Origin of the sequence: Blautia sp. HCP3S3_B11 (genome assembly GCF_052064435.1) — a bacterium.
GTDB lineage: Bacteria > Bacillota > Clostridia > Lachnospirales > Lachnospiraceae > Blautia_A.
Genome location: NZ_JBQHVP010000003.1, coordinates 175,103 through 198,010 on the forward strand (window position 1 = coordinate 175,103; position 22,908 = coordinate 198,010).

21 protein-coding genes and 2 pseudogenes are annotated in these 22,908 nt (G+C 41.7%); 3 read left to right on the top strand and 20 right to left on the bottom strand.

Annotated elements, in window-relative coordinates:
• Positions 1 to 15 precede the first annotated feature (15 nt).
• The 10 genes from ACTNC0_RS03520 to ureA all read right to left on the bottom strand — a co-directional run bounded on the left by ACTNC0_RS03520 (position 16) and on the right by ureA (position 9,168).
• Positions 16 to 831, bottom strand: coding sequence for a sugar phosphate isomerase/epimerase family protein (locus ACTNC0_RS03520; protein WP_118330563.1), 816 nt, complete (start codon positions 829 to 831; stop codon positions 16 to 18).
• 288 nt (positions 832 to 1,119) lie between these two features.
• Positions 1,120 to 3,207 carry a LacI family DNA-binding transcriptional regulator gene (locus ACTNC0_RS03525; protein WP_441086368.1) on the bottom strand — a complete coding sequence of 696 codons (2,088 nt, stop codon included), beginning with the start codon at positions 3,205 to 3,207 and terminating at the stop codon, positions 1,120 to 1,122.
• Positions 3,208 to 3,368: 161 nt separating this feature from the next.
• Positions 3,369 to 4,229: an urease accessory protein UreD gene (locus ACTNC0_RS03530; RefSeq protein ID WP_441086369.1), complete on the bottom strand. Its 861-nt coding sequence runs from the start codon at positions 4,227 to 4,229 to the stop codon at positions 3,369 to 3,371.
• A 12-nt stretch (positions 4,230 to 4,241) separates the two neighbouring features.
• Positions 4,242 to 4,850 (bottom strand): urease accessory protein UreG, encoded by a 609-nt coding sequence (gene ureG, locus ACTNC0_RS03535; protein ID WP_008705089.1) that lies wholly within the window; start codon positions 4,848 to 4,850, stop codon positions 4,242 to 4,244.
• Positions 4,851 to 4,871: 21 nt separating this feature from the next.
• Positions 4,872 to 5,564 (bottom strand): urease accessory protein UreF, encoded by a 693-nt coding sequence (locus tag ACTNC0_RS03540; protein ID WP_008705090.1) that lies wholly within the window; start codon positions 5,562 to 5,564, stop codon positions 4,872 to 4,874.
• A gap of 18 nt (positions 5,565 to 5,582) precedes the next feature.
• A complete protein-coding gene (locus ACTNC0_RS03545; RefSeq protein WP_441033444.1) occupies positions 5,583 to 6,059 on the bottom strand; it encodes an urease accessory protein UreE in 477 nt (158 codons plus the stop codon).
• 20 nt (positions 6,060 to 6,079) lie between these two features.
• Positions 6,080 to 6,586, bottom strand: a complete 507-nt coding sequence (locus tag ACTNC0_RS03550) for an AmiS/UreI family transporter (protein WP_008705095.1) — start codon at positions 6,584 to 6,586, stop codon at positions 6,080 to 6,082.
• 171 nt (positions 6,587 to 6,757) lie between these two features.
• Positions 6,758 to 8,479, bottom strand: coding sequence for an urease subunit beta (gene ureC / locus ACTNC0_RS03555; protein WP_118136090.1), 1,722 nt, complete (start codon positions 8,477 to 8,479; stop codon positions 6,758 to 6,760).
• A gap of 12 nt (positions 8,480 to 8,491) precedes the next feature.
• On the bottom strand, positions 8,492 to 8,851 hold the full coding sequence (gene ureB, locus ACTNC0_RS03560) for an urease subunit beta (protein WP_019163039.1): 360 nt from the start codon (positions 8,849 to 8,851) through the stop codon (positions 8,492 to 8,494).
• Between the two features lie 14 nt (positions 8,852 to 8,865).
• Complete coding sequence (gene ureA, locus ACTNC0_RS03565) at positions 8,866 to 9,168, bottom strand: urease subunit gamma (RefSeq protein WP_008705098.1); 303 nt, start codon at positions 9,166 to 9,168, stop codon at positions 8,866 to 8,868.
• A gap of 592 nt (positions 9,169 to 9,760) precedes the next feature.
• Between ureA and ACTNC0_RS03570 the strand changes: the two genes are divergently transcribed.
• Positions 9,761 to 11,791 (top strand): right-handed parallel beta-helix repeat-containing protein, encoded by a 2,031-nt coding sequence (locus tag ACTNC0_RS03570; RefSeq protein ID WP_441086370.1) that lies wholly within the window; start codon positions 9,761 to 9,763, stop codon positions 11,789 to 11,791.
• Positions 11,792 to 12,046: 255 nt separating this feature from the next.
• On the opposite strand, the gene ACTNC0_RS03575 is transcribed toward ACTNC0_RS03570, so the two are convergent.
• The 3 genes and pseudogenes from ACTNC0_RS03575 to ACTNC0_RS03585 form a co-directional block, all read right to left on the bottom strand.
• Positions 12,047 to 13,414 carry an MATE family efflux transporter gene (locus ACTNC0_RS03575; RefSeq protein WP_441086371.1) on the bottom strand — a complete coding sequence of 456 codons (1,368 nt, stop codon included), beginning with the start codon at positions 13,412 to 13,414 and terminating at the stop codon, positions 12,047 to 12,049.
• Between the two features lie 89 nt (positions 13,415 to 13,503).
• On the bottom strand, positions 13,504 to 15,153 hold the full coding sequence (locus ACTNC0_RS03580; RefSeq protein ID WP_441086372.1) for a glycoside hydrolase family 32 protein: 1,650 nt from the start codon (positions 15,151 to 15,153) through the stop codon (positions 13,504 to 13,506).
• A gap of 215 nt (positions 15,154 to 15,368) precedes the next feature.
• Positions 15,369 to 15,545, bottom strand: a pseudogene (locus ACTNC0_RS03585) (beta-glucosidase); the annotation flags it as partial.
• A 26-nt stretch (positions 15,546 to 15,571) separates the two neighbouring features.
• On the opposite strand from ACTNC0_RS03585, the pseudogene ACTNC0_RS03590 reads away from it, so the two are divergent.
• Positions 15,572 to 15,805, top strand: a pseudogene (locus ACTNC0_RS03590) (hypothetical protein); the annotation flags it as partial.
• A 25-nt stretch (positions 15,806 to 15,830) separates the two neighbouring features.
• On the opposite strand, the gene ACTNC0_RS03595 reads toward ACTNC0_RS03590, so the two are convergent.
• Positions 15,831 to 16,289 carry a ferritin-like domain-containing protein gene (locus tag ACTNC0_RS03595; RefSeq protein ID WP_025581036.1) on the bottom strand — a complete coding sequence of 153 codons (459 nt, stop codon included), beginning with the start codon at positions 16,287 to 16,289 and terminating at the stop codon, positions 15,831 to 15,833.
• Between the two features lie 207 nt (positions 16,290 to 16,496).
• Here ACTNC0_RS03595 and ACTNC0_RS03600 point away from each other — a divergent pair, with 207 nt between their 5' ends.
• Positions 16,497 to 17,864: an MATE family efflux transporter gene (locus ACTNC0_RS03600; RefSeq protein ID WP_008705109.1), complete on the top strand. Its 1,368-nt coding sequence runs from the start codon at positions 16,497 to 16,499 to the stop codon at positions 17,862 to 17,864.
• A gap of 97 nt (positions 17,865 to 17,961) precedes the next feature.
• Here the strand turns inward: ACTNC0_RS03600 and ACTNC0_RS03605 are convergent, their stop codons facing one another.
• The 6 genes from ACTNC0_RS03605 to ACTNC0_RS03630 form a co-directional block, all read right to left on the bottom strand.
• Positions 17,962 to 19,341: an IS4 family transposase gene (locus ACTNC0_RS03605; RefSeq protein ID WP_441086373.1), complete on the bottom strand. Its 1,380-nt coding sequence runs from the start codon at positions 19,339 to 19,341 to the stop codon at positions 17,962 to 17,964.
• Between the two features lie 234 nt (positions 19,342 to 19,575).
• Positions 19,576 to 20,004, bottom strand: a complete 429-nt coding sequence (locus ACTNC0_RS03610; RefSeq protein ID WP_019163046.1) for an SseB family protein — start codon at positions 20,002 to 20,004, stop codon at positions 19,576 to 19,578.
• A gap of 57 nt (positions 20,005 to 20,061) precedes the next feature.
• Positions 20,062 to 20,397 (bottom strand): hypothetical protein, encoded by a 336-nt coding sequence (locus tag ACTNC0_RS03615; protein ID WP_019163047.1) that lies wholly within the window; start codon positions 20,395 to 20,397, stop codon positions 20,062 to 20,064.
• Between the two features lie 88 nt (positions 20,398 to 20,485).
• Positions 20,486 to 20,803: a YbjQ family protein gene (locus ACTNC0_RS03620; RefSeq protein ID WP_019163048.1), complete on the bottom strand. Its 318-nt coding sequence runs from the start codon at positions 20,801 to 20,803 to the stop codon at positions 20,486 to 20,488.
• A complete protein-coding gene (locus ACTNC0_RS03625; protein ID WP_300334263.1) occupies positions 20,784 to 21,425 on the bottom strand; it encodes a MerR family transcriptional regulator in 642 nt (213 codons plus the stop codon). The genes ACTNC0_RS03620 and ACTNC0_RS03625 overlap by 20 nt, the downstream gene beginning before the upstream one ends.
• A gap of 153 nt (positions 21,426 to 21,578) precedes the next feature.
• Complete coding sequence (locus ACTNC0_RS03630) at positions 21,579 to 22,892, bottom strand: Na+/H+ antiporter NhaC family protein (protein ID WP_441086374.1); 1,314 nt, start codon at positions 22,890 to 22,892, stop codon at positions 21,579 to 21,581.
• Between the last annotated feature and the right edge of the window lie 16 nt (positions 22,893 to 22,908).

A 22,908-nucleotide genomic window follows, 5' to 3' on the forward strand; every position in this document is an offset into this window, starting at 1 on the left:
ATTAATAATTAAAATTTAAAATAATAAACCTTTTAAGTATTCATAAGACTGTTTACAATCCGCAACCGGATCATTTGGCCATGCATCACATTCTACTAACCAGTCTCCATCATAGCCTTTGCTCTTTACATATTCGATGACACCTTTGTTATCAACATTTCCTGTTCCAAGAGGTGCAAATGTACCATTATCATGGAGATCTTTCAAATGAATGAAAGCAATTCTGTCATAGTATTTTTTGATAAAGGTCAACGGATCATAACCGCCGGCTTTTAAGTGTGCCAGGTCCGGACAGATCTTGATATCAGATGCTGCAAAGAGTGCATCGATCTCTTCCGGTTTCTCTGCGATAGATCCAAGATGAGGATGGAAACATGCTACAAGTCCATACTCTTCTGTAATTTCCATTACTTTTGAAAGGCCTTTTGCGAGAAGTTCCACATCACCCGGCTGGATTCCTTTTCCTCTGATAGCACCACCACAGATTACAAAGTATTTGACGCCAACCTTTGCTGCCATTTCAGCAACTGCTCTTAAGTGAACCATTTCGTCTTCCAATGCGTCCTGATAAATGAAATTTGCTCCTACACAAACACTCATCATATCCGCACCGTATTTGGCCAGCATATCAATTAACACCTGTGGATCATCCGCATAATTTGTAAGATTGCCTTCCAGGACTTCGATACTCTTAAATCCAATCTTGGTAATCTGCTCTAATGTAGCCTCATCATCTGTCATTGTTACGTAACGAATATCCTTCACACTAGTTACTCCACCACCGGCACCAACAAGTGGTCCAAAAGCATTTGTCATATACCCAATTTTCATTTCTGCACCCTATACCTTTCGTTTTTCTATATTTTTCTGATTGGTTAAATTTACGTAAATTTATTGTAGCTTTACTATATCATTTATTCTATTTGCTGTCAATCCTAAGGTTGGCATTATCATTCACTTCGGCACTTTTCACATTTATCCCCTTCTGCTTTTGTTTATTTTTCTATATTTAACTATATTTTTCTCTCAAATAAAAAAAACAGGACCTGACATTCTATTTTCAAATATCTAATAGAAGTCGATCCTGTTTCTATTTTTCTATAATCGTCTTATATTTTTCTATATTTCATTCAGGCAAGTCCAGTTTAAAGCCTGTTTAATCTCTTCAGGCAAAGGCTCTTTATACGATTTCTGCCAGACTTTCTGCAGATTATACCGATCCACATACACCGGTTCCACGCCAATATAGGATGGCACCACTTCGTCCAGAAGAGCTTTTACTGCAACAGTCGCAACTGCCTCTCCCTGTTCGTACGGCATCTGTGCACTGATCGCTTTTACCATTCCACCCTTAGCCAGGTTTAATGCAATGTTATATTCCAGGTCACCGGTTGATACAATAACATCTTCTCTTCCCATATCTGTCAGGGCATTCAATACATATTTTGCCGGTGCATCCCAGGAAACATAAATTCCCTCGATCTGAGGATGTTCCTCTAACATTTGTTTTGTTAATTCATATGTTTCTTCTGCCTTGACAAAGGTTTTCGTATCACAGATCTTTAATTCCGGAAATTCTTCCACAATAATCTGCTCTGCAGCACTGTCTCTTTGTCTGGTGGCATAGAAATCTTCTGATTTATGTTTCATCATGCCAACATTTGTCAAACGCATTTTTCTCAGATTTTCTCCAAGTCCCCGGCCAATATTTCTTCCATGAGAACGCTCATTGACAGAAATACAGCTTACATAATCATTCGCCTTGAAACCATTTGGTATATTAGACATAAATATCATTTTTGTTTTTCCACTTGCAATCTCATGATATGCCTGTGATGTGATTTTTGTGTCTGTTGGAATTGAGATCAAGATATCCGGTTCCAGAAGCTTAAGGCTTCTGAGCTGCTTTGACTGCAATTCCGGATCAAAATGAGCATCTACAACTGCAATAATCTGAATATTGAATTTATCAAATATATTGCGGATTCCTTCTTCCAGAAGCAGAGAATGGGATTTTCCTGAATAATGAAAAGACATTGCCGCAGTAAAAGTATGTCTCTGACATTCTTCCTTCTCTTCTTCTGTCAACACTAAATCTGATATATCTCCTGCCCTTTCACCAAAAGGTCCTCTTCCAATCCCGCTGGTAGAACGTCTAACGCAAAGCTGATTAGGAAGCAAAATAGTCTTCGCTTCACTTTTTTCTGACTGCGTTTGAATTTCTTTAATTCTATCCTGAATACACAAAAAGGCCTCTTTACAGATCTGATCTACATCCTGTTTCACAGTAGTAGTCGGTGGATTTATCAGGGTTGCCCAGGAAAAATCATTAAAGCACACAACCGAAAGATCTTTTGGACACTCGATTTCATGCTCGGAAATATAATTATAAACATGATATATGGTATCCAGATTAGCCACAAAAATAGCAGATGGCTGGTGTACATCATTCAAAAGCTTATCCAGGGCAATCTTTACAGATACTTTACCTTTCAGATCATCAACAATATATTGATCCTGAATCGGAATCTGATTATCCCGCAATGCCCGTTTATACCCTTCAATCCGCTCACGATTAAATTCCCTATCTTCACTGCCGCACAAAATCGCAATATTTTCATGTCCCGAACGGATCAGATGCATAGTCGCCTTATAAGCACCCTCTTCATTCGCAGTGCTTACCCTGTCACACGCCACACCCGGAATGCTGTTTCCAATGATCACAACAGGCACAGAAACTGAATTAAGTATTTCACTAAGTTTTTCTGTTGCTACAGAAGCAGTAACAAAAATACCCTTCATTTTTGAGGAATTAATCAAACTGCAGGTTAAAAACTCCAGCATTCCTTCACTTTCTATGCTTACACGAACCAGTTCACATCCCTGCTCCCCTGCCAGTTTACGTAATTCCTGTTCAACAGAACTGTCAAAGTGGGCAAAAGGAGATGATGTAAGATAGAGATAAAACTCCGGTCCTGCATCTGCTACAATTGCTTTCTGCTCCTCCATCAGCATCTTATTTTTTTTCCGCTCTTTTTCCTGCATTTTCTTTTTTACCACAAAATTTGGAGGAGTTTCTGCATTTGCAATCGCTTCTTCAACTCGTTTACGTAATTCAGGACTGACATAACGTGTATTATTAACAACATGCGATACCGTTGCAACCGATACGCCTGCCGCATTTGCAATATCTTTAATAGTTGCCATATTTTTTCCTCTTATCATTTTATCTCTTAGCTATCATTTTTATTATAAAATGTCCTACTCAAAATAGCAACTATTATTCTGTTTACAAATTTCATAATATTTTTCTTCCTGTTCACTTCGCTCCAGGCAACATATCAAAGTGACGGGAAACCCCGCCACTTTTATGTCCGTTCATTTTCGTATATTTTTTTTATTTTTTCCGCTACCTGCTGCAGTTTCTGAGCACGATGACCGAAGATTCTCAATGCCAGATCTCCGGTTGTGAGACGGGTAACTCCGCCATCTATTTCTGAATCTTCGTCAAGGATCTGCCAGATTTTTTCCTGAAGTTCCAGATTGATTGCTGAATCCGCTGACTTTACACTCCCGGATTCCTGACTGCAACTTTCACCATCTCTGCTGCAGATTTTAGAGAGGAACAGGTTTGCCATATGTGTGTAGCCCTCGTACATTCCGATTCCTTCCATGGGCATTTTGTCCGGTTCGTAGCGGGTGTTGTCGCGATAGATGAGTTTGTCCCCTCTGTACAGCAGGACTTTTGAGGAGAATCTGCGGTACTGAAAACGTTCGTCATGAGCGTTTCGACCACAGGAGATGATCTCCAGCAGGAATAAACGGGAGGTTTCGTCTTCCAGATGGATAGTCATTTTGCTGTCAAAGGCTGACTGTGCGAAAGGAATCACCGGCTGTGGATAGTAATATAATGTGGCGTTTTTGTCTACCTGCACTTCAATAGTTCGGGCGGCTGAGCCTTCGTCCATTTTGTGGATTTTCTCAAAGGACTGGGACAGGACTTCCAGATCTGCACCTTCCTTTACATGGTAGAAAAATTCCTGGGAATCACCTGCCATAATTCCTGCGGAAGCACAGAGCGGCATGATCTGGATCCCACCGTTTTCTTTTTCGAAAGGCATCATGATCTTGTATGGTGCTGTAAAAGACAGATCTTCCAGAATAGTCCTTCCGTCTTTTAAGGCTGCGCAGGCGCTGATGCGGGATATTTTTCCGAATTTGTTATCCATAGGCATTTTCCTTTACATTCCTTCTAAGAGTACGTTCTTCTTGATCCACTCTACTACTTTATCTACATTCTCATCTCCGCGAATATTTGTAAACTGGAATGGTCTGTCACCACGCATTTTTTTGGAGTCTCTTTCCATTACTTCGAGACTTGCACCTACATATGGAGCCAGGTCTATCTTATTAATTACAAGAAGATCAGAACGTGTGATTCCAGGACCGCCTTTACGCGGAATCTTATCTCCTTCTGCTACATCAATGACGAAGATTGTTGCATCTACCAGCTCCGGACTGAATGTTGCAGACAGGTTATCTCCGCCGCTTTCGATGAAAAGAAGTTCAATATCAGGGAAGCGTTCCATCATCTCATCTACTGCTTCCAGATTCATGGAAGCATCTTCACGTATGGCTGTGTGAGGGCATCCGCCTGTCTCTACACCAATGATCCTCTCTACAGGAAGAACGCTGTTCTTTGCAAGGAACTGGGCGTCTTCTTTTGTGTAGATATCATTTGTGATGACACCAATGCTGTAATCCTTTGCCATCTTTCTTGACAGTGCTTCAATAAGTGCTGTTTTTCCGGAACCCACAGGTCCGGCAACTCCGATTTTTACGTATGACATACCGATTTCCTCTTTTCTTTCTTACGACATATATAATCTGGAATACAGCTTCTCGTGCTGGATTCCTCTGATATCAAATCCAGGCGCAGAGAGACATAAGTCCTCCTCGCTTCTGTTCATGACATCCTTTAATATCTCATCAAATTCCCCATAGCATCCGCTCAGAAGCTGCTGCCCGGATGTCTGGCTGAGGGGGATTGTTTTTACGCAGTTGGTGACGATTGCAGATGTCTGGGCATATAGATAATGTGTCAGCGCCTCTTCCAGAGGAATCTGCATTTCTGCACAGAAAACTCCGTAAATACAGCAATGATTTACTGCTTTTCCCTTTCTTGCATCCAGATATTCTCTGAAAATCCCTGTTTCGCTGATGGAAAGTCCAAGCTTTTCAATGGTCTTGGCAAAACGGGAACCCATTTTTCTGGCAGCTTCTCTCTGTTCCATAGGAATTCTGGATGCTTCCAGAAGTTCTTCCAGGTACAGAAGTTCCTGCAGGTCTTTTTTCTCTGCAGCTTCGTATGCAAGTCTAGCTGCCAGAAGTTCTGTATACGCAAGATTCCATTTGATTTTGTGAGTAATATACTCTCTGGCTGTATCTACATTGTGGACAATTCCACGCTGAATATAAGTCTCAAGTCCCTGGGAATGAGAATATCCTCCGATGGGAAACAGCGCATCATTTACCTGTAGAAGATAGAACTGTTTTTCTGACATGAAGAACCTCCGTTGTTATTAATGATGATGATTATGAATACTTGCAGAAATTCTCCTGTCAAAATCCAGCTTCAGCACTTCTTTCTCCGCCTGAACTCCATGGATTTTCTGAAGCATAACAAGCATTGGCTCGTTATAGATCGTGATAAACGTATCATTCTCTCCCCAGAAAAGCGGTGCATGTCTGTTTCCGATTTCGTAGCAGACTTTTGCAGACATTTTCTCATGTCCCGGAGTCAGAGAAACACGGATAACTTCGCATGGCGGTGTATTTACCACTACAAGCTTCTCATCATCTGCGTAGATTACATCATCCTGATACAGACCTCTGGCGAGAATGGAATCGTCCATGCGGATTCCCACTTCTATTCCTTTGTCTGTTGTTTTTTTATGTATTTTCTTGAATGCTTCGTGCCATTCGATATCTACATATTCTATTGTTTTTCCTGTAGTATCAAAATCATGAAGCTTTCCCAAAACCTGTTCACACAGCATTATTTTCGACCTCCTGAATCTTACCAAATCTGAAGCAACATCATAACTCCAGGAACCCATGCAGTTACGATTCCTTCAAATACCTGAAGATATGGAACGAATTTTCCCAGTTTTTTTCCGCAGATATCTTCTACGAAAGCAGTTCCCCAGAGAATTGCCCACAGATACCAGATTGCTGCCCAACGCAGATCCGGTGTGATTCCCAGTGCAGTGCTTCCTGTAAATCCCTCGATTGTACCGAAGATTACCGCATTGATGGCTACAAAAGTAGAAAACCATGCAAATGGGATAGGGCTTGCTTTCAGGAATTTACTCAGGGCTACGAAAAGATAGGTAAAGCAGAACAGTAATCCTGTTCCTGCTGCATAATAATTGCCCTGCACCAGATTGACAAAGTTAATAAATAAAGAAAGACCACCTGTAAAGATGTTCATAATGGCGGTTGATTTTCCGTCTACATTGTATAAAGAACACATACCGTTGTTGATCAGTACGATTCCTACGAACAAAAGACAAACTCCTAACATAATATTCTCTCCTCTCCTGCTTCTTCAGTATATTTTTCTGTTAAATCTGACAGGACTGTCATTATATTGTTTGGTAAGTTCTTATAAAAGTTCTCACAAAACTCCATAAATAACAGTCCTGCGAATATCATTTTTATGATCAGATAACCAGATTGTAACTATTCAGAATTTTTAGAACAGACTGTAAAGCTGTGTCAGCGGAAGCTTCTCTGCCGGTTTGGAAGTGATCTCTTCGCCGTCAACAGTAACCTTATATGTCTCCGGATCTACAGTCAGTTCCGGTGTTCTGTCGTTAAATACCATATCTTTTTTGCTGATATTTCTGCATCCCTTTACAGGTACTACAGTTTTCTCAAGACCGTATTTCTCTTTTACATTCTCATCCATGGCAGCCTGGGATACAAAGGTCAGGCAAGCTTCGTTCTTAGCTTTTCCATGAGCTGCAAACATTGGCTGATAGAGAACCGGCTGTGTAGTCGGAATGGATGCATTTGCATCGCCCATCTTAGATGCAATGATCATACCGCCTTTGATGATAATATCCGGTTTTGCACCAAAGAATACAGGATTCCAGAGAACGAGGTCTGCGAATTTACCTTCTTCCACAGAACCCACATACTGGGAAATACCGTGTGTGATTGCCGGATTAATGGTATATTTGGAGATATAACGTTTTACACGGAAATTATCATTGTCATGTCCTGCATCTTCCGGAAGTGCACCTCTCTCATCTTTCATCTTACTTGCTGTCTGCCAGGTACGTGTAATAACCTCACCTACACGTCCCATAGCCTGAGAGTCAGAGCTCATCATACTGAAGATACCCATATCATGAAGAACATCCTCTGCTGCGATTGTCTCAGGACGGATTCGGGAATCTGCAAATGCAACATCTTCCGGAATTCTCTTGTCAAGGTGATGGCAAACCATCAGCATATCCAGATGCTCATCCAGAGTGTTTACTGTGTATGGCATTGTTGGGTTTGTGGAGGATGGCAGTACGTTCGGAGCTGCTGCTGCGCGAATGATATCCGGTGCATGTCCACCGCCTGCCCCCTCTGTATGATAAGTATGGATGGTTCTGCCGCCGATGGCTGCAAGTGTATCTTCCACACATCCACCTTCATTTAATGTATCTGTATGGATGGCAACCTGTACATCATATTCATCTGCCACATTCAGACAGTGATTGATAACTGCAGGTGTTGCACCCCAGTCCTCATGAATCTTCAGTCCCATAGCTCCGGCCTTGACCTGCTCAATGAGAGGAGCTTCGTCTGAGCAGTTACCTTTTCCAAGGAAGCCTAAGTTCATCGGGTATTCCTCGGCTGCCTTTAACATCATTCTCAAATTCCATGGTCCTGGTGTACAGGTAGTTGCATTTGTACCGTCTGCAGGGCCTGTACCACCTCCGATCATAGTAGTTACACCACTGTATAATGCACAATCGATCTGCTGTGGGCTGATGAAATGGATATGGGTATCAATTCCACCTGCAGTTACGATCATTCCTTCTCCTGCAAGTGCTTCTGTAGATGCACCCACTGTCATTCCGGGTGTCACACCATCCATGATGTCCGGATTTCCGGCTTTACCGATTCCTGCGATTTTGCCGTCTTTGATACCGATATCTGCTTTTACGATTCCTGTAGAGTCTACGATCAATGCATTGGTAATTACCAGATCCAGATCTCCGTCTTTACTGCAGGTTTTTACAGACTGTCCCATACCGTCACGGATTGTCTTGCCGCCGCCGAACTTTACTTCGTCTCCATAGGTTGTATAATCTTTTTCTACCTCGATCACAAGGCTTGTATCTGCCAGACGTACCTTATCTCCTGTAGTCGGGCCATACATTGCCGCATATTTGCTTCCGGAAATTTTTGTACTCATTATTGTCCCTCCTTACAGAAATCCTTTTAATTTCGCAGTTTCCATGGATGCTGCTTTTGTATCGTCAGTTGCCTGTGCGCGGGTGAGATCATTCAGTCCGAATACTCTCTGTCTGCCGCCCATTTCTGTAAGCTGAACCTCTTTTTCTTCACCCGGCTCAAATCTTACAGATGTTCCTGAAGGAATGTCCAGATGATATCCATAGGCTTTTTCCCTGTCAAAAGAAAGGCATTTATTTACTTCAAAGAAGTGAAAATGAGAACCGACCTGAACCGGTCTGTCGCCTTTGTTTGCCACTGTTACTGTCACTGTTTTCTTGCCTTCATTAAGTGTGATCTCACGATCTGCGGCCATAATTTCACCGATCTTCATGCTCATTCTCCTCCTTACTGAATTGGATTATGTACTGTCACAAGCTTGGTTCCATCCGGAAATGTTGCCTCTACCTGGACTTCACCGATCATATCAGCAACACCGTCCATTACGTCATCCTTTGTAAGAATCTTGGTTCCAAGCTGCATCAGCTCTACTACTGTTTTACCATCTCTTGCAAGCTCCAGGAGTTCAGAACTGATATACGCAAGTGCCTCCACGTAATTCAGTTTCAGACCTCTTTCCTTTCTCTCTTTTGCAAGATTTCCTGCCATATGAAGCATTAATTTTTCCTGTTCTTTGGGATTCAGCCTCATGATATTCCTCCTCTCGAATTGTGCGGATTATAATATACAAAAATCTGTTACTGTTCACTCCGTTCTCAGTAACGTAGCCAAAATTCATTCCAGATTGCCTGCGGCAATAGAATTTTGGCTTGTATGTCTCGGGATTTTGGCATATTCATGCCAAAACACCTCGCGGGATAATGGTGTGTGAACAGCAACAAAAATCTTCGTAGTACGCAAAAAAGAGCAGACAATGGGATTCTTTCTCAGACCCCATTGTCTGCTCTTTGTACGAAAATTTTTATATAGGGGATTATAACTTGTGTTTCTTTGATGGTCAAGATGTTTTTTGTGAACTTTTTTCGAAAATTGTTAATAACAGAAAGGAAGCCTATCCCGTAAGAGGCTGCCAATATCAAATTCTGTAAGTAATCCTTGTGCATCCCAAACACATCCCAGAATATTATCAGTGATAGTCATAGAATCATCACAAAATTCATACAAAATGACACAGGATTCCATTGTTTAGCTGCATATCTACATGCTACACTAGATTACATATCTTATGGGCATTTCGCCCGCAAACAGAAGGATTCAGGCCAGAAGGCCGGGAGGTTTTATAATGATTATTTACGTTGATGCATCCGTGATCCAGACCGGAAACGGAACAAAAGAAAATCCATTCAAAACTATTCAGGAGGCCGCTGCAAAGGCACTTCCGGGAGATGAAGTCATCGTTGCACCGGGATTATACCGTGAAGCTGTTAATCCGATTCACGCTGGAACGGCAGACAAGCGTATCACCTACCGTTCTGCAATAAAAGGACAGGCGCACATTACAGGAAGTGAAGCTGTCAAAGACTGGGAAAATGTAGAAGGCACTGTATGGAAAGCAGTCATTCCGAACGGAATCTTCGGTGATTATAACCCATTTACTACCCTGGTATCCGGAGATTGGTTTATCGCTACATTTATTGCTCATACAGGAGATGTATATCTGAATGAAAAATCCATGTATGAAGTAACCACTCTGGATAAAGTTAAAAATCCACAAAAAAGTACTATCTCATGGGATCCTGATTTCTCTGTATATACATGGTACGCAGAACAGGATGAATCCAATAATCAGACAATTATTTATGCAAACTTCCATGAAAAAGATCCCAATAAAGAAAATGTTGAGATCAGTGTAAGAAGAAACTGCTTCTATCCGGAAAGTGAAGGAATCGGATATATCACTCTCTCCGGTTTCCGCATCAGTCAGGCTGCTACTCAGTGGGCTCCCCCTACCGCTTATCAGGAGGGAATGGTCGGTCCTCACTGGTCCAAAGGATGGATCATCGAAGACTGTGAAATCTATGAATCCAAATGCAGCGGTATTTCTCTTGGTAAATATCTGCAGCCTGAAAATGATAACAAATGGTTAAAGTGGAAATACAAAGACGGAACTCAGACAGAACGCGACTGCATCTGCCAGGCTTCCTATGAAGGATGGGATAAAGAACACATCGGTTCCCATATTGTGCGCAGATGTGAAATCCATGACTGCGGTCAGACAGGTATTGTAGGACATCTTGGAGGCGTATTCTCTGTTATTGAAGACAACCATATTCATCACATTAACAACAAGCAGAATCTGGCAGGAGCAGAGATCGGCGGTATCAAAATGCATGCTGCTATCGATGTTATTTTCCGCCGCAACCATATCCACAACTGCACCCGTGGTCTGTGGCTTGACTGGCAGGCACAGGGAACCCGCGTTACAGGAAATCTCTTCCATGACAATGCTCTTCCTAATGACTTCGAGGCAGGGGATGACGCTGTCACAAGCGTAGGAGAAGATATCTTCGTTGAGGTTTCCCATGGTCCGACATTGATCGACCACAATATCCTGCTGTCTGACCGTGCACTGAAAATTGCAACCCAGGGTGTTGCCCTTGTACATAACCTGATCTGCGGCGGCTTCGTTTCTGTTGGTATCGGTACAGACAACGGTGCACCTGATATTCCATCTCCCAGATATACTCCATATCACACCAAACACGGAACTCAGGTTGCAGGATTTATGACCATCCTTCATGGAGATGACAGATTCTACAACAACATCTTCGTTCAGAAACCGATCCGTCCTTGTATGCAGGATCTAGCTGATCTTATGGGTAACAATGGAAATATGTGGGATGACTGCAATGTGATCACAGGAACTTTCAAATTTAACGGATATCCAACCTTTGATGAATGGAACAGACAGTTCGAAGGTTACTGCGGAATGGGTTCTGAGACAACAGGCAACTGCTATTATGATCATCTTCCTGTATGGGCATCCGGCAATCTCTATTTCAATGGAGCACGTGCATGGGAAAAAGAAACAGATGCAGTCACAGATGCAGAACACACTGTAGATATCTCTGTTGAAGAGAAAGAAGATGGCTGGTATCTGAAGACCAACCTGTATGATATCATCAAAGAAGAAAACGACGGTATCATCTCAACTGAAACACTTGGTATGGCATTCGAACCGGAGCAGAAATACGAAAATCCTGACGGAAGCCCGATTATCTTTAATCAGGATTTCTTTGGAAATCACAGAGATGTCAAAACTGTCGCAGGACCATTTACGGATAAAAAAGCATCTGAGCAGAAGCTCTTTTAACCTGATATCCATGTAGTCAATAGCTTTACCATATATAAACCATACATAAAAACAGCTATGAAGAGTACAGATATTTTTATCTGCTGCTCTTGCATAGCTGTTTTCTTATTTTGTCATACTTTTATTATAACAGTCCTGATAAATAATGCATTTAAGACAGTTCAGCAGAGTACGAAAGACAAGGAAGATATCTGCAGGCGTGCTGACGCACGGCAAAGATATCTGACACAGGATTTCACACTCTGATGGGCTGGATTAAGATGCATTATTTACTCGGACTGCTATAGATGCAAGCATTTTTGTAGATTTACGGATACACCACAGGCATGTCGGGAAAATATAGCAGGTTGCTGTGATCCAGGCAGTCTGGTCTGCGAAGCAGATGGCTGTAAAGCCAAAAGTTTCTACAAATCCAAGACAGACAACTGTTCTGGCGATCATTTCTGTTACGCCGGAGAAAACGGCTCTACCAGAATATCCAAGTCCCTGAGTGACCATACGGGCGACATTGAGAATACCAAGACTCCAGTAGAAAAATCCCATACATCTGAGGTATTTGGCAGAGGCATCCAAAACTGCCACCGCACTCTTTCCAACAAACAGCATGGAAAGTGTACGCCCTGCAAAAATCAGTAAAATTCCTGCTGCAATACCATATCCTACTCCCACTGTAATACCACAGCGCAGGCCTTTCTTAATCCTGTCAGACTGTCCCGCTCCAAGATTCTGGCTACAGAATACAGAAGCAGAGGTTGCGATAGCATCGAACGGACACATGGTAAACTGCTTAATCTTCATTGCTGCCGTAAATGCGGATACATAAGTACTTCCAAGTCCATTATTGGCAGACTGCATGACCATACTTCCGATAGCTGTGATGGAGAACTGAAGTCCCGTAGGCATTCCCATTGCCAGAAGTTCCTTTACTGCATCCCCCTTTATTGTCCTGTTTTCTTTCTTGAGCCACAGAAGTTTCATCTTGCGGATGATAAAAATAAGGCACAAGATTCCACTGATCGCCTGTGCGGAAATGGTTGCAATGGCAGCTCCGGCACATCCAAGTTTCAGCACTACGATACAGAATAAATCCAGAAAAATGTTCAGAACAGCAGATAACGCCAGAAATATAAACGGTGTCCTGCTGTCTCCCACTGATCGCAAAATACTGGACAGGTAGTTATATAAAATCGTAAAGGGAATCCCCAGGAAAATGATCAGCAGATAACTATATGCATTGTCATAAATGTCCTCCGGTACTGATAGAATATGTAATATCTGAGGACATAAAACGCTGCATAATATCGTAAGGATCACTGCAATTCCTGCACATAATACAGCTCCATTAAAGATATAATCCCGCATTTTTTCTATTTTCTCTGCACCGAAATATTTAGCTACAGGAACACCAAAGCCTGTACAGCTTCCCATGCAGAATCCCAGTACCAGAAACTGAATACTGCTGCTGGCTCCTACACTTGCCAGTGCTTTTGCGCCAAGAATCTGGCCTACGATCGCAGCGTCAATAATATTATAGGTCTGTTGCAGCAAGTTTCCTAACAGTAAAGGAAACGCGAACTGTAACATCAGTTTCAGCGGATTGCCCTTTATCATAGATGTGGTCATTTCTATTTATCCCTCATTTTTTATAACGTTTCCATAAGTCAAACAGATATTCGAAAAAATCTAAGATTCCGATTTCTGAAATCTCTGATTTATTTCCAGATGGATTTCATTTCACAAATTTTCACCTGCGCATCTTTTTCACTGTTCAGGCAGAATATCCCCTGTCTGTTACTATTGTAGAATAGTCTGGTTCCAACATCTTCTCCATCATTTAAATATACCTCAATTGTTCTTCCGTCTACAAAAATTTCTGCATTTCTGCATTTCTCCACAGAAGAAACAAACTGTACCTTATCACTCTTCACACCAGCCATTTTAAAGAATACTTTTCCCCCTTCTGCAGTCAGACTGATGGATTTATCCCCATCCTGACCAAGAAGAATGTTGAAATCTCCTGTTTCTTCAAATGATACAGATGCATAATATCTGTTATCTGCAATGGAGCCGACTTTGATCTCACGGCCTGTGCCTTCATATACTGTATCCCCCAGAAGAGTATAAACTTCCTCTACAGGTTTTGTATATACATGTTCATTCTTCACATGAAGTTCTCTTGGCAGAGTCATGCTTCCATAAGCTCCCGGCTCTGTAGCAATATGCTCCCCATAGAAATCACTGATCCAACCAATCAGGATCCTGCGGTCTTCATGCTGAAAACTCTGTGCTGCATAGCAATTGCTTCCAAAGTCTACCCACTGCTGTGTATGGACATCCATTGCATCACCGTTCCAGTCTCCCACATAATATCTGCACTGCTGGAATCTTCCATATTCATCATAATGACTCATCCATGCGCCCATAGCTACATATTTATCATCCAGCGGGAAAAAGTCGGGACACTCTATGGTTCTGATCTTTGTTTCCTCTGTAATCAGAGGACATCTGTATTTCCAGTTCTCTGCATCTTCAGATTCGTACAGAAGAAATGTTCCTTTTTCATCTATACATGCACCTAATACAATATAATACTTCTCACCGATCTTAATTGCTTTTGGGTCGCGAAAATCATAGTTAGTACCTTCCGGTTTCTCCCTGATAATCTCTTTTTCCGGCTCAAAATGAATCATATCGCTACTCTTTGTCATTGTCTGATACTGAACAGTGTCCCATCCGTCATCCTGAGGTCCGATATGTCTTGTGAGATAGAAGTATACCTCGTCTCCCATCGGAAGTGCGCTTCCAGAGAAAGCACCACCTTTGATTGCAAGATTATCCAGGATTTCTTCCTGAGGCTCTAACACAACCGGAAGATGTGTCCAATGCACCATATCCTTGCTTGCTGCATGTCCCCAGTACATATTATTCCACTCCTGTCCAAAAGGATTCAGCTGATAAAAAAGATGATAATAACCCTTAAACCAGCAAAGTCCATTAGGATCATTATTCCAGTTCACAACCGGTGAAAAATGATACTGCTCTCTGTATGGAGTGCCAATGAATTTAAAAAATTCTTCTTTATTCATTGCTTTAAAATTATCTGTGGTATTCAGTACGCAGATTCCATTCTTCAGGATATTTTCACATTCGCTTAAATAAGCAAAGGTAATGGTGCAGTCCTGTGCAGTAATCTCGTATTCTGTATCTTTATCTGTCGGGAATTTAATCCAGTTCCCATAGATATGCTGCAGTTCTTTTATTTCTGTTTTGTTTTCTTTTACCTTCTTCAGGCTCACACTGCCTTTTTTCCCGGCTTCTGGTTTTACAAATAATTCCAGACATTCATAGTTTCCTGTGTACATATGTAAAAATCCCCTTTCTGAATTTTGTCTCCGATTCACTATATATCTATAGTACTGACCTTCTGCCGACATAATCTTACTATATCATAGCAAAATCACGAGGAGTTTCAATAAAATATTTTGACATTTTTTTATACTATTTTATCCTGTATGATCCCATATAAAAAGGATGCCGGGAGCAAATCCGACATCCTTTTTACTGTTAACTTATGTTTATTTACAGTAGTCCTCAACTTTTCAATACATCCGATGAATGGTTCTCTGTCACCGAAAATGAAATATGGAACCGGGATTCTCACTGCATCCATTCCCATGGATTTAATTCTTGTGAAGTCTCTTTCTGTAATGTACTCAGAACGATGGATCTTGATTCTTGCTTCATAGACTTCTTTCTGATATTACCTCCAAAAATATCTGGGTGGAACAGTCCAAAGATTACATTTTCAAACATTTACACGAAAAAATCCGCATCCAGGATATTGCAGAGTATCTGCATCTGAATGCGAATTATCTTTCTGAACTATTCAGGCAATGTGAAAACGTTACTCTTACGGATTTCATTTTGCAGGAAAAGGTAAAGCTTACCAGGAATCTTCTGGCTTATTCCCCCTATTCTTATATTGAAATCTCCACTTATCTGGGATTTTCCTCTCAGAGTCATCTGGGAATTTTCGCTGTTATGCCATTCCATTCACTGTTTTATACTTATACAGCATCTCCGCATGATTCTGCTCCTCAATCTGTATATCAGCCAACAGCTTGCGTACACCACTATCGCCAAAGGCAAATACATCATCATTGTATGTTCCTGACACCAGCTTCTCTGTACCAATACAGTCTGTTGCAAGAAACGCATCGTGCTCTTTGTCTTCCGGTGAACTCATAGCTGTATAGACCGCTTTTGGCTGATAATCTCTGCCTGATCTGTCATTACAGTTACATTCAGGCACACTTCCGGAAAGAATCATTGACAAAGACTCATAATGCTTCTGTTCTTCCTGCTGGATATTCCGGAAAAGATTTTTAAGCTCCGGGTCTCTGGCCTGTTCTGCGTATTTTCCATACTTTTCCACACAGCTTTTCTCTTGTGTCTGAAGATCTTCGATTACTGAACGTTCCTTTTCTTTTAAAATCATAGTCTGTTGTCTCCTTTTTTAAGAAATACTGTATTTTGTTACATGAAAATAGTATGGATAAAAAATGCTTTTTTATTCTCTGTATCATGACTTATGACAATTTCAGAGAATATTTTGTTCCAACACCACTGTATCAGAGTGAATTTCTGTTTACTTTATGATATACTTATATGCACGATAAAAGTTTTAAACTTAGGAAGATTTATAATGAAACGAATTGATTTTGAAAATGGAACTGTAACCAACAATATATTAAGTGCTGCACTTCCCATGCTGGTAGCGCAGATATTGAATCTTTTATACAACATTGTGGACCGTATCTATATCGCCAGGATCCATGATATAGGAACAACTGCACTTGGCGCTGTGGGCTTATGCTTTCCGATCATCATGATCATTACTGCTTTCAGTAATCTCTTTGGTTCCGGAGGTGCACCAATTTTCTCTATCAACCGCGGAAAAGGAGATTCCAGGACTGCTGACATGATCATGAATACTGCTTTCACCATGTTATGTGGAAGTGCTGCTGTGCTGATGCTGATCGGATTTCTTTTTGCCCGCCCCTTACTGACTCTGTTTGGTGCTTCAGATGATGCTCTGGTTTATGCGTATCCCTATCTGATGATTTACCTTCTGGGTACTCTCCCTTCCATGATAGCAACAGGAATGAATCCTTTTATCAATGCACAGGGATATGCCATTATCGGTATGCTGTCAGTAACAGTCGGTGCAGTGGCAAATATTATTCTTGATCCGATTTTTATTTTTGTTCTGGATATGGGGATTAAGGGTGCAGCGATTGCTACTGTCATCTCTCAGATTCTCTCTGCCTTGCTTGTATTTTATTTTCTTCATGGAAAATCAGAATTGAAGGTAAGATGGATTCATATAAATGAGATTTCTGAGTGCACCAGACATGCCAGGGATATCATCAGTCTGGGGTCTGCCGGATTTATCATGCAGCTGACTAATAGCCTGGTAAGTATCTGCTGCAATAATGTTCTTTCCGTGACAGGCGGTGATATTTATATCTCTGTCATGACTATTATATCCAGTGTTCGCCAGATGGTGGAGACACCTATCCATGCGATCAATGAGGGAACCTCTCCTGTTCTCAGCTACAATTACGGAGCCAGACGTCCTGACAGGGTAAAGAAAGCAGGGGTTGTTCTAATCATTATGGTTCTGATTTATACAGGTATCATGTGGAGCGTTATTCTCATTGCCCCTGAATTTCTGATCGGGATCTTCAGTTCAGACAAACTGCTATTAAAGGATGCAGTTCCTGCACTGAAGCTTTACTTCGCAGCCTTTATTTTTATGGATCTGCAGTATATTGGTCAGACAGTGTTTAAATCATTAAATAAAAAAAAGCAGGCGATTTTTTTCTCCCTGCTTCGTAAAGTATTTATTGTGGTTCCGCTGACTTATTTCCTGCCCTATGGATTACACATGGGCACAGATGGCGTTTTTATGGCAGAACCGGTATCCAATGTGATCGGTGGTTCTCTGTGTTTTATTACCATGCTGGTTACAATCTTACCTGAATTAAACAAAATGGGAAACTCCCGATAAGCAGAAAAGTCCTCAGTATTTATCCACTAAGACTTCCCATACCTAAAATGGGCTTCGCACCTTGAAAATTCAATACTTCAGCTAACAAAATAGCGATTTATGCCACTACAGCCTCTGGATGGAGTGCATTACGCAGATATTTCGGTAGTCTTGATTCGAAATCAGCAGTAAAAGCTGTCAATTGCTCATCACTGAGCTTTAAGATTTCCTGAAGGCTTGCCATTAAGGCATCCATCAGGATGCCAAGTGATCTACTGAAAGTAATGTCTGCCATTTCATCAACAAGGAAGAAGAACAACTCACCAAGAGTTCTCTGATCTTCATTTTGACGCTGCTCCATTGCAAGTAACATATATCTGGTAAACACAATGGCCACGTGGGCCGTCAGTGCATCATAGGATAAACTATGGCATTCTCCAATCAGATTCAGCATAGATTTGCAGGCTTTGAAGAAAACCTCAATCTGCCAGCGCTTTCCATAAATACGGATAATTTCTTCTTCGGAAAGGGGCGTATCTGTACAGATAAAAGCAAGCCAGTCCTTGCGATTCGCTTTGTTCTTTACGCAAACGATTTTCGCTGGAATAGGATTCTCCTTTCCTACCATAACGTCAACAGAAAGCAGATACTTTGATCTGCCACGGCGTTTTTTGTTCCGGGAATAGATCTCTTTGATATTCAACTGCTCACCACAGTATGAATATTTGATACGGCTGCTTTTCTTAATCATAGCAATCACATCCATATTTTTTGAATGGATGGCTGTGATCTGTGCCGGGTTGGAAAACCAGGAATCAAAAAGGACATAATCAGCTTTCAGTCCTGCACTGAGGGCAGTATCTAACAGGGTCATCATTGCTTCAGGCGATTTTGTCTGAGCAAGCTTGCGTCTTTTCCCTGCAATGGTTCTGTTATCAAAGTTCTTTACCGGACCGATGATATTTGTATCTTTTGCAGATGCTAACAGGCAGCTGTTTACCGGAATCAGTGTATTTCCATCACTCCAGCTTAAGGTAAGCATCCGAAAACCTTTTTTGAAATGCATATCGGTGTGGTCGAAAACCTTTGATGCCAGTTCTGTTTTCTTGCAGCTGGTACGATTAAAAAGGCTGTCATCAATGATGAAAACATTTTTCCTGTTATCATCCGTTAGATCTTTCAGATCATTATTTACGATATCAGCAGCAAGAAGAGAAGTAAAACGGAGCCAGTTTTTTTTTACCGAATTAAGGAAACGATAAAAAGTGTTCTTTGAAAAATCTTCCTTAAAAGAGCCAGTCCGTTGCTGCATATACATACTTCTTCCGACAAAAATATTGCTGAGTTTATAACGAAGCAGAGAAACAGGTGAAACACCTTTTTCTTTCATCCCATTACATCTGGCAAGAAGCTTGCCAACATGATGTTTGGAAAAAAATCTCTGAACACAGTCAATTAAGTCGTTCTCATCGAAATGGTTTTGTGGTATACTGGACATGGCATAAATCTCCTTTGTAAAAATGGTTTCTAGTCAATTCCATTATACCAAACGGAACAGGTTTGTGCCTTTTTTATTGGCTGAAATATTGAATTTTCAAGGTTCAACACACCGTATCGGTGTGGGAAGTTTTAGTTATCCATTTTTAACTATCGCATAACTTTGCAGAAATTGTAAAAAGGATAAACAATGAGGACTTTTATTTAACTGAACATGAGAGTTCTTTACATAGCTTCATATATTTCCCAATATAATATTAATCAGGTTCTTATCGAGCATGATCGTCCGATTCCATGGGTTAAGAATAATTCCCTCAATCTCATTTACCTGTAATGCTGAATGAAAAAGCTGATCTATGTCTGTCAGAAAAGTGGATTGTACGCTTCCGCCGCCTTTCAGTTCTTCCTCAAAGCTTGTAAATGCCGCCCACCAGACTTTTCCATCTCCGGTTTTCACTGTGCCGATCCGGAGCTGGTTGTCTCCTGTGGGCGGTTCTACTGAAAGGATAAACTGGCCGTTTTCTCTCATTCGTCTACGGATTACAGTCAGTGTATGTGCCAGCATTTCCTGAGTGGCTTCCTGCTGCAGAGCAGCGATCGCCTGCTCTATTTTTTCATTTCCCTGAAGACCTTTGTCCTGATTTACATTCTTATTATCGCTCATATTAATATCTCTTTTATGCCTTTCATCGTTTTATTTCCAGTGCATTTTCTGAATTTTTCAGCTTTTTGATGGCTTTCTCAGGATTTCATGCGGTGCTTCTATCTCATTTGCCAGCGTATGTTCTGTCAGCTCTGATAACAGTTTCAACTTCTTATTGAGCAGAGGCCGCATACAGTTAGGAACATGTTCCTGGTGTGCTCTGTGGATTGCCACACATTCCTTGCAGTTTCCGTGATAACGACAGGCTTTCTGGCAGGAACAGTGATCCTTCTCCTTGTATTCTTCACGAAATTCTGCCGCGAATTCCTCCTGCAGACGCAGACCCTCTGCGCGGTTTCCTTTATGAAACTCAGCCATTGCGTCTAATTCCTTCTGATTTCCTTCAATCTTCATACGTTAAATTTCCTTTCCCAGCCTTCATTACGGATTTTCTGCTTTACTTAAGATCTCTTTATGCGTTCTCTGCTCTTGTTCTTAATTTTTAATCCTGTTTATACTTCACTGCAGTTCCATATGCGATCACTTCTGCTGCCCCTGACATTACCTGGGAGGAGCCGTATTTTACACCGATCACAGCATCCGCATTCATCTCTTTAGCTTCATCTACCATACGCTTGGTGGCAATCTGTCTTGCCTCATTGAGCATTTCCGTATAACCTGTGATTTCCCCGCCTACCAGGGTCTTCATCCCTGCCATGAAATCTTTTCCTACATTTTTTGTCTGTACAACTGTTCCCTTTACAATTCCCAGTGCCTCAAACTCTACACCCGGAATGTATTCAATACTTAGAAGCTTCATCCTCTTCTCCTCCTTCAATCTCTTTCATGCGTCCTGCAAGTGCTGCCAGGATTCCTCCGATGATCACAACCGGTATGGCGATCAGAAATATCAGCAGTCCGGCCGGTATGGGATCTTGTGTATTGGCCCACAGCATAAGCCCTATCACAAATCCCATAAACAGGATCATGACTACTGCTCCAATGATCGCTCCTGTCCTTCTTTTCTTACGGATATCTGTTTTCTTTATATCCATAAACCTTGCACCCTCTTTCTCCATCTGCTCGATTTCTTCCAGACAGTTCTCGGCATTCAAGGTATCCAGGGACTGATGCTCTGCAATCAGGCGCTCACACATTTCCTGCATTTTCACAAGGCCCTCCCTGCGGCGTTCCAGTTCTCCCAGGTGCTGTTCCAGACAAAACTGCAGGCTTTTCCTCTTTTCAAAAAGAGCTCTCATCTCTTCTATGGAAATATCCATCTTCCGGAATAATTTGATTTCCTGAAGTCTGGCAATGTCTGCCCTATGATATTCCCGGTATCCGTTCTCTGCACGCTCCACATTCAGGAGGCCCTGCTCTTCATAAAAACGGATATTCTTTCTGGTGATGCCTACCAGCTCTTCCACCTGTTTGATCTTCATTCTGTTACCTCTTGCTTTCCTGACAGCAGATACAGCCGATCCGCTGCTCTACTGCCCTGTCTGTGCTTCCTTTATACTGCTTCCACAAGGAGGAAGGTCAAGTATTTTTTGAAAGAAATTGAAAAAAATATAGCTTCCGGCAGGGGGAATCTTTTAAGCTCCTGTACGGTCTGAACCTCTCATAATTGTGATCAGAGAGCTGAGCAGCAATAACATGGGATAAAATAATTTCGGCATGATCTGAAATGCAGAAATCTCATCACCCAGTTCGTTCACTGCTGAGATTGCAACCAGCATCTGTGCACCATATGGAATCACTCCCTGGAAAACACAGGAAAAAGTGTCCAGTATGGAAGCTGTCTTTCTCGGTGTAATCCCATACTCCTCTGCCATTTCCTTTGCGATAGGGTTTGCCATTACAATTGCCACTGTATTATTGGCAGTGGCAATATCCATAGTCCCTACCAGAAGTCCCATTCCAAGCTGTCCGCCCTTCTTTCCGCGGAAAATTTTATGGATCCAGCCAAGAAGCGCATCGAATCCACCATATTCACGAATCAGCGCACACATTGCAGCTACCAGGATTGCCACCATACAGGTCTCAAACATTCCGGATACACCGGATCCCATATTTTTCAGAATCTCTACAGGTGTGGTATGTCCTCCGATCAGCATGATAAATGCTCCGGATACGATTCCTGTCAGCAATACCACAAACACATTGATCCCAACAATTCCTCCGATTAATACCAGCACATACGGTATTACCTGTGTCAGATGATAGGGCTGGATCACACGACCCTGGATTTCTGTCTGAAATGACAGGATCAGAATTAAAATCAGCGTGGCAACAGCTGCTGGAAGAGCGATCCAGAAGTTTTCCCTGAATTTGTCTTTCATCTCACATCCCTGACCATTACATGCAGCAATCGTCGTATCTGAAATAAAAGAAAGATTGTCTCCAAACATAGCTCCACCCATAACAGAAGCCACACAAAATGCCAGATCAAATCCTGATGCTGTGGAAACTGCTGCTGCGATCGGTGTCAGTAGGGTAATGGTTCCCACAGAGGTTCCCATGGACACAGACACAAAACAGGCAACTATAAACAGCACAGATACTGAAAATCTGGCAGGTATCAGACTCAGCATACAATATGCAACACTCTCAGCACTGCTTCTTCCCACAACTCCTACAAAAGATCCGGCTGCAAGGAAGATCAAAAGCATAGTGATGATATTTTTGTCCCCAACTCCCTGTGCCATGATTTCCAGTTTCTTATCAAAATCCAGTGCTCTGTTCTGCAGACAGGCAACCAGGATTGCAGCCAGAAATGCTACTACGATCGGCACATTATAAAATCCCATGGGGATTTCCATCACATACTCAAACAAAATGCCCAGTCCAAGGTATAATACAAGAAATACACCAATGGGAAGCAAGGCAATTCCTTTTCCTTTTCTCATCTTTCATCCTCTTTCT

Coding starts and splice junctions, on each gene's coding strand:
- ACTNC0_RS03520 (WP_118330563.1), bottom strand. CDS start 831: ATGAAAATTGGGTATATGACAAATGCTTTTGGACCACTTGTTGGTGCC.
- ACTNC0_RS03525 (WP_441086368.1), bottom strand. CDS start 3,207: ATGGCAACTATTAAAGATATTGCAAATGCGGCAGGCGTATCGGTTGCA.
- ACTNC0_RS03530 (WP_441086369.1), bottom strand. CDS start 4,229: ATGGATAACAAATTCGGAAAAATATCCCGCATCAGCGCCTGCGCAGCC.
- ureG (WP_008705089.1), bottom strand. CDS start 4,850: ATGTCATACGTAAAAATCGGAGTTGCCGGACCTGTGGGTTCCGGAAAA.
- ACTNC0_RS03540 (WP_008705090.1), bottom strand. CDS start 5,564: ATGTCAGAAAAACAGTTCTATCTTCTACAGGTAAATGATGCGCTGTTT.
- ACTNC0_RS03545 (WP_441033444.1), bottom strand. CDS start 6,059: ATGCTGTGTGAACAGGTTTTGGGAAAGCTTCATGATTTTGATACTACA.
- ACTNC0_RS03550 (WP_008705095.1), bottom strand. CDS start 6,586: ATGTTAGGAGTTTGTCTTTTGTTCGTAGGAATCGTACTGATCAACAAC.
- ureC (WP_118136090.1), bottom strand. CDS start 8,479: ATGAGTACAAAAATTTCCGGAAGCAAATATGCGGCAATGTATGGCCCG.
- ureB (WP_019163039.1), bottom strand. CDS start 8,851: ATGAAGATCGGTGAAATTATGGCCGCAGATCGTGAGATCACACTTAAT.
- ureA (WP_008705098.1), bottom strand. CDS start 9,168: ATGAGGCTGAATCCCAAAGAACAGGAAAAATTAATGCTTCATATGGCA.
- ACTNC0_RS03570 (WP_441086370.1), top strand. CDS start 9,761: ATGATTATTTACGTTGATGCATCCGTGATCCAGACCGGAAACGGAACA.
- ACTNC0_RS03575 (WP_441086371.1), bottom strand. CDS start 13,414: ATGACCACATCTATGATAAAGGGCAATCCGCTGAAACTGATGTTACAG.
- ACTNC0_RS03580 (WP_441086372.1), bottom strand. CDS start 15,153: ATGTACACAGGAAACTATGAATGTCTGGAATTATTTGTAAAACCAGAA.
- ACTNC0_RS03595 (WP_025581036.1), bottom strand. CDS start 16,289: ATGATTTTAAAAGAAAAGGAACGTTCAGTAATCGAAGATCTTCAGACA.
- ACTNC0_RS03600 (WP_008705109.1), top strand. CDS start 16,497: ATGAAACGAATTGATTTTGAAAATGGAACTGTAACCAACAATATATTA.
- ACTNC0_RS03605 (WP_441086373.1), bottom strand. CDS start 19,341: ATGTCCAGTATACCACAAAACCATTTCGATGAGAACGACTTAATTGAC.
- ACTNC0_RS03610 (WP_019163046.1), bottom strand. CDS start 20,004: ATGAGCGATAATAAGAATGTAAATCAGGACAAAGGTCTTCAGGGAAAT.
- ACTNC0_RS03615 (WP_019163047.1), bottom strand. CDS start 20,397: ATGAAGATTGAAGGAAATCAGAAGGAATTAGACGCAATGGCTGAGTTT.
- ACTNC0_RS03620 (WP_019163048.1), bottom strand. CDS start 20,803: ATGAAGCTTCTAAGTATTGAATACATTCCGGGTGTAGAGTTTGAGGCA.
- ACTNC0_RS03625 (WP_300334263.1), bottom strand. CDS start 21,425: ATGAAGATCAAACAGGTGGAAGAGCTGGTAGGCATCACCAGAAAGAAT.
- ACTNC0_RS03630 (WP_441086374.1), bottom strand. CDS start 22,892: ATGAGAAAAGGAAAAGGAATTGCCTTGCTTCCCATTGGTGTATTTCTT.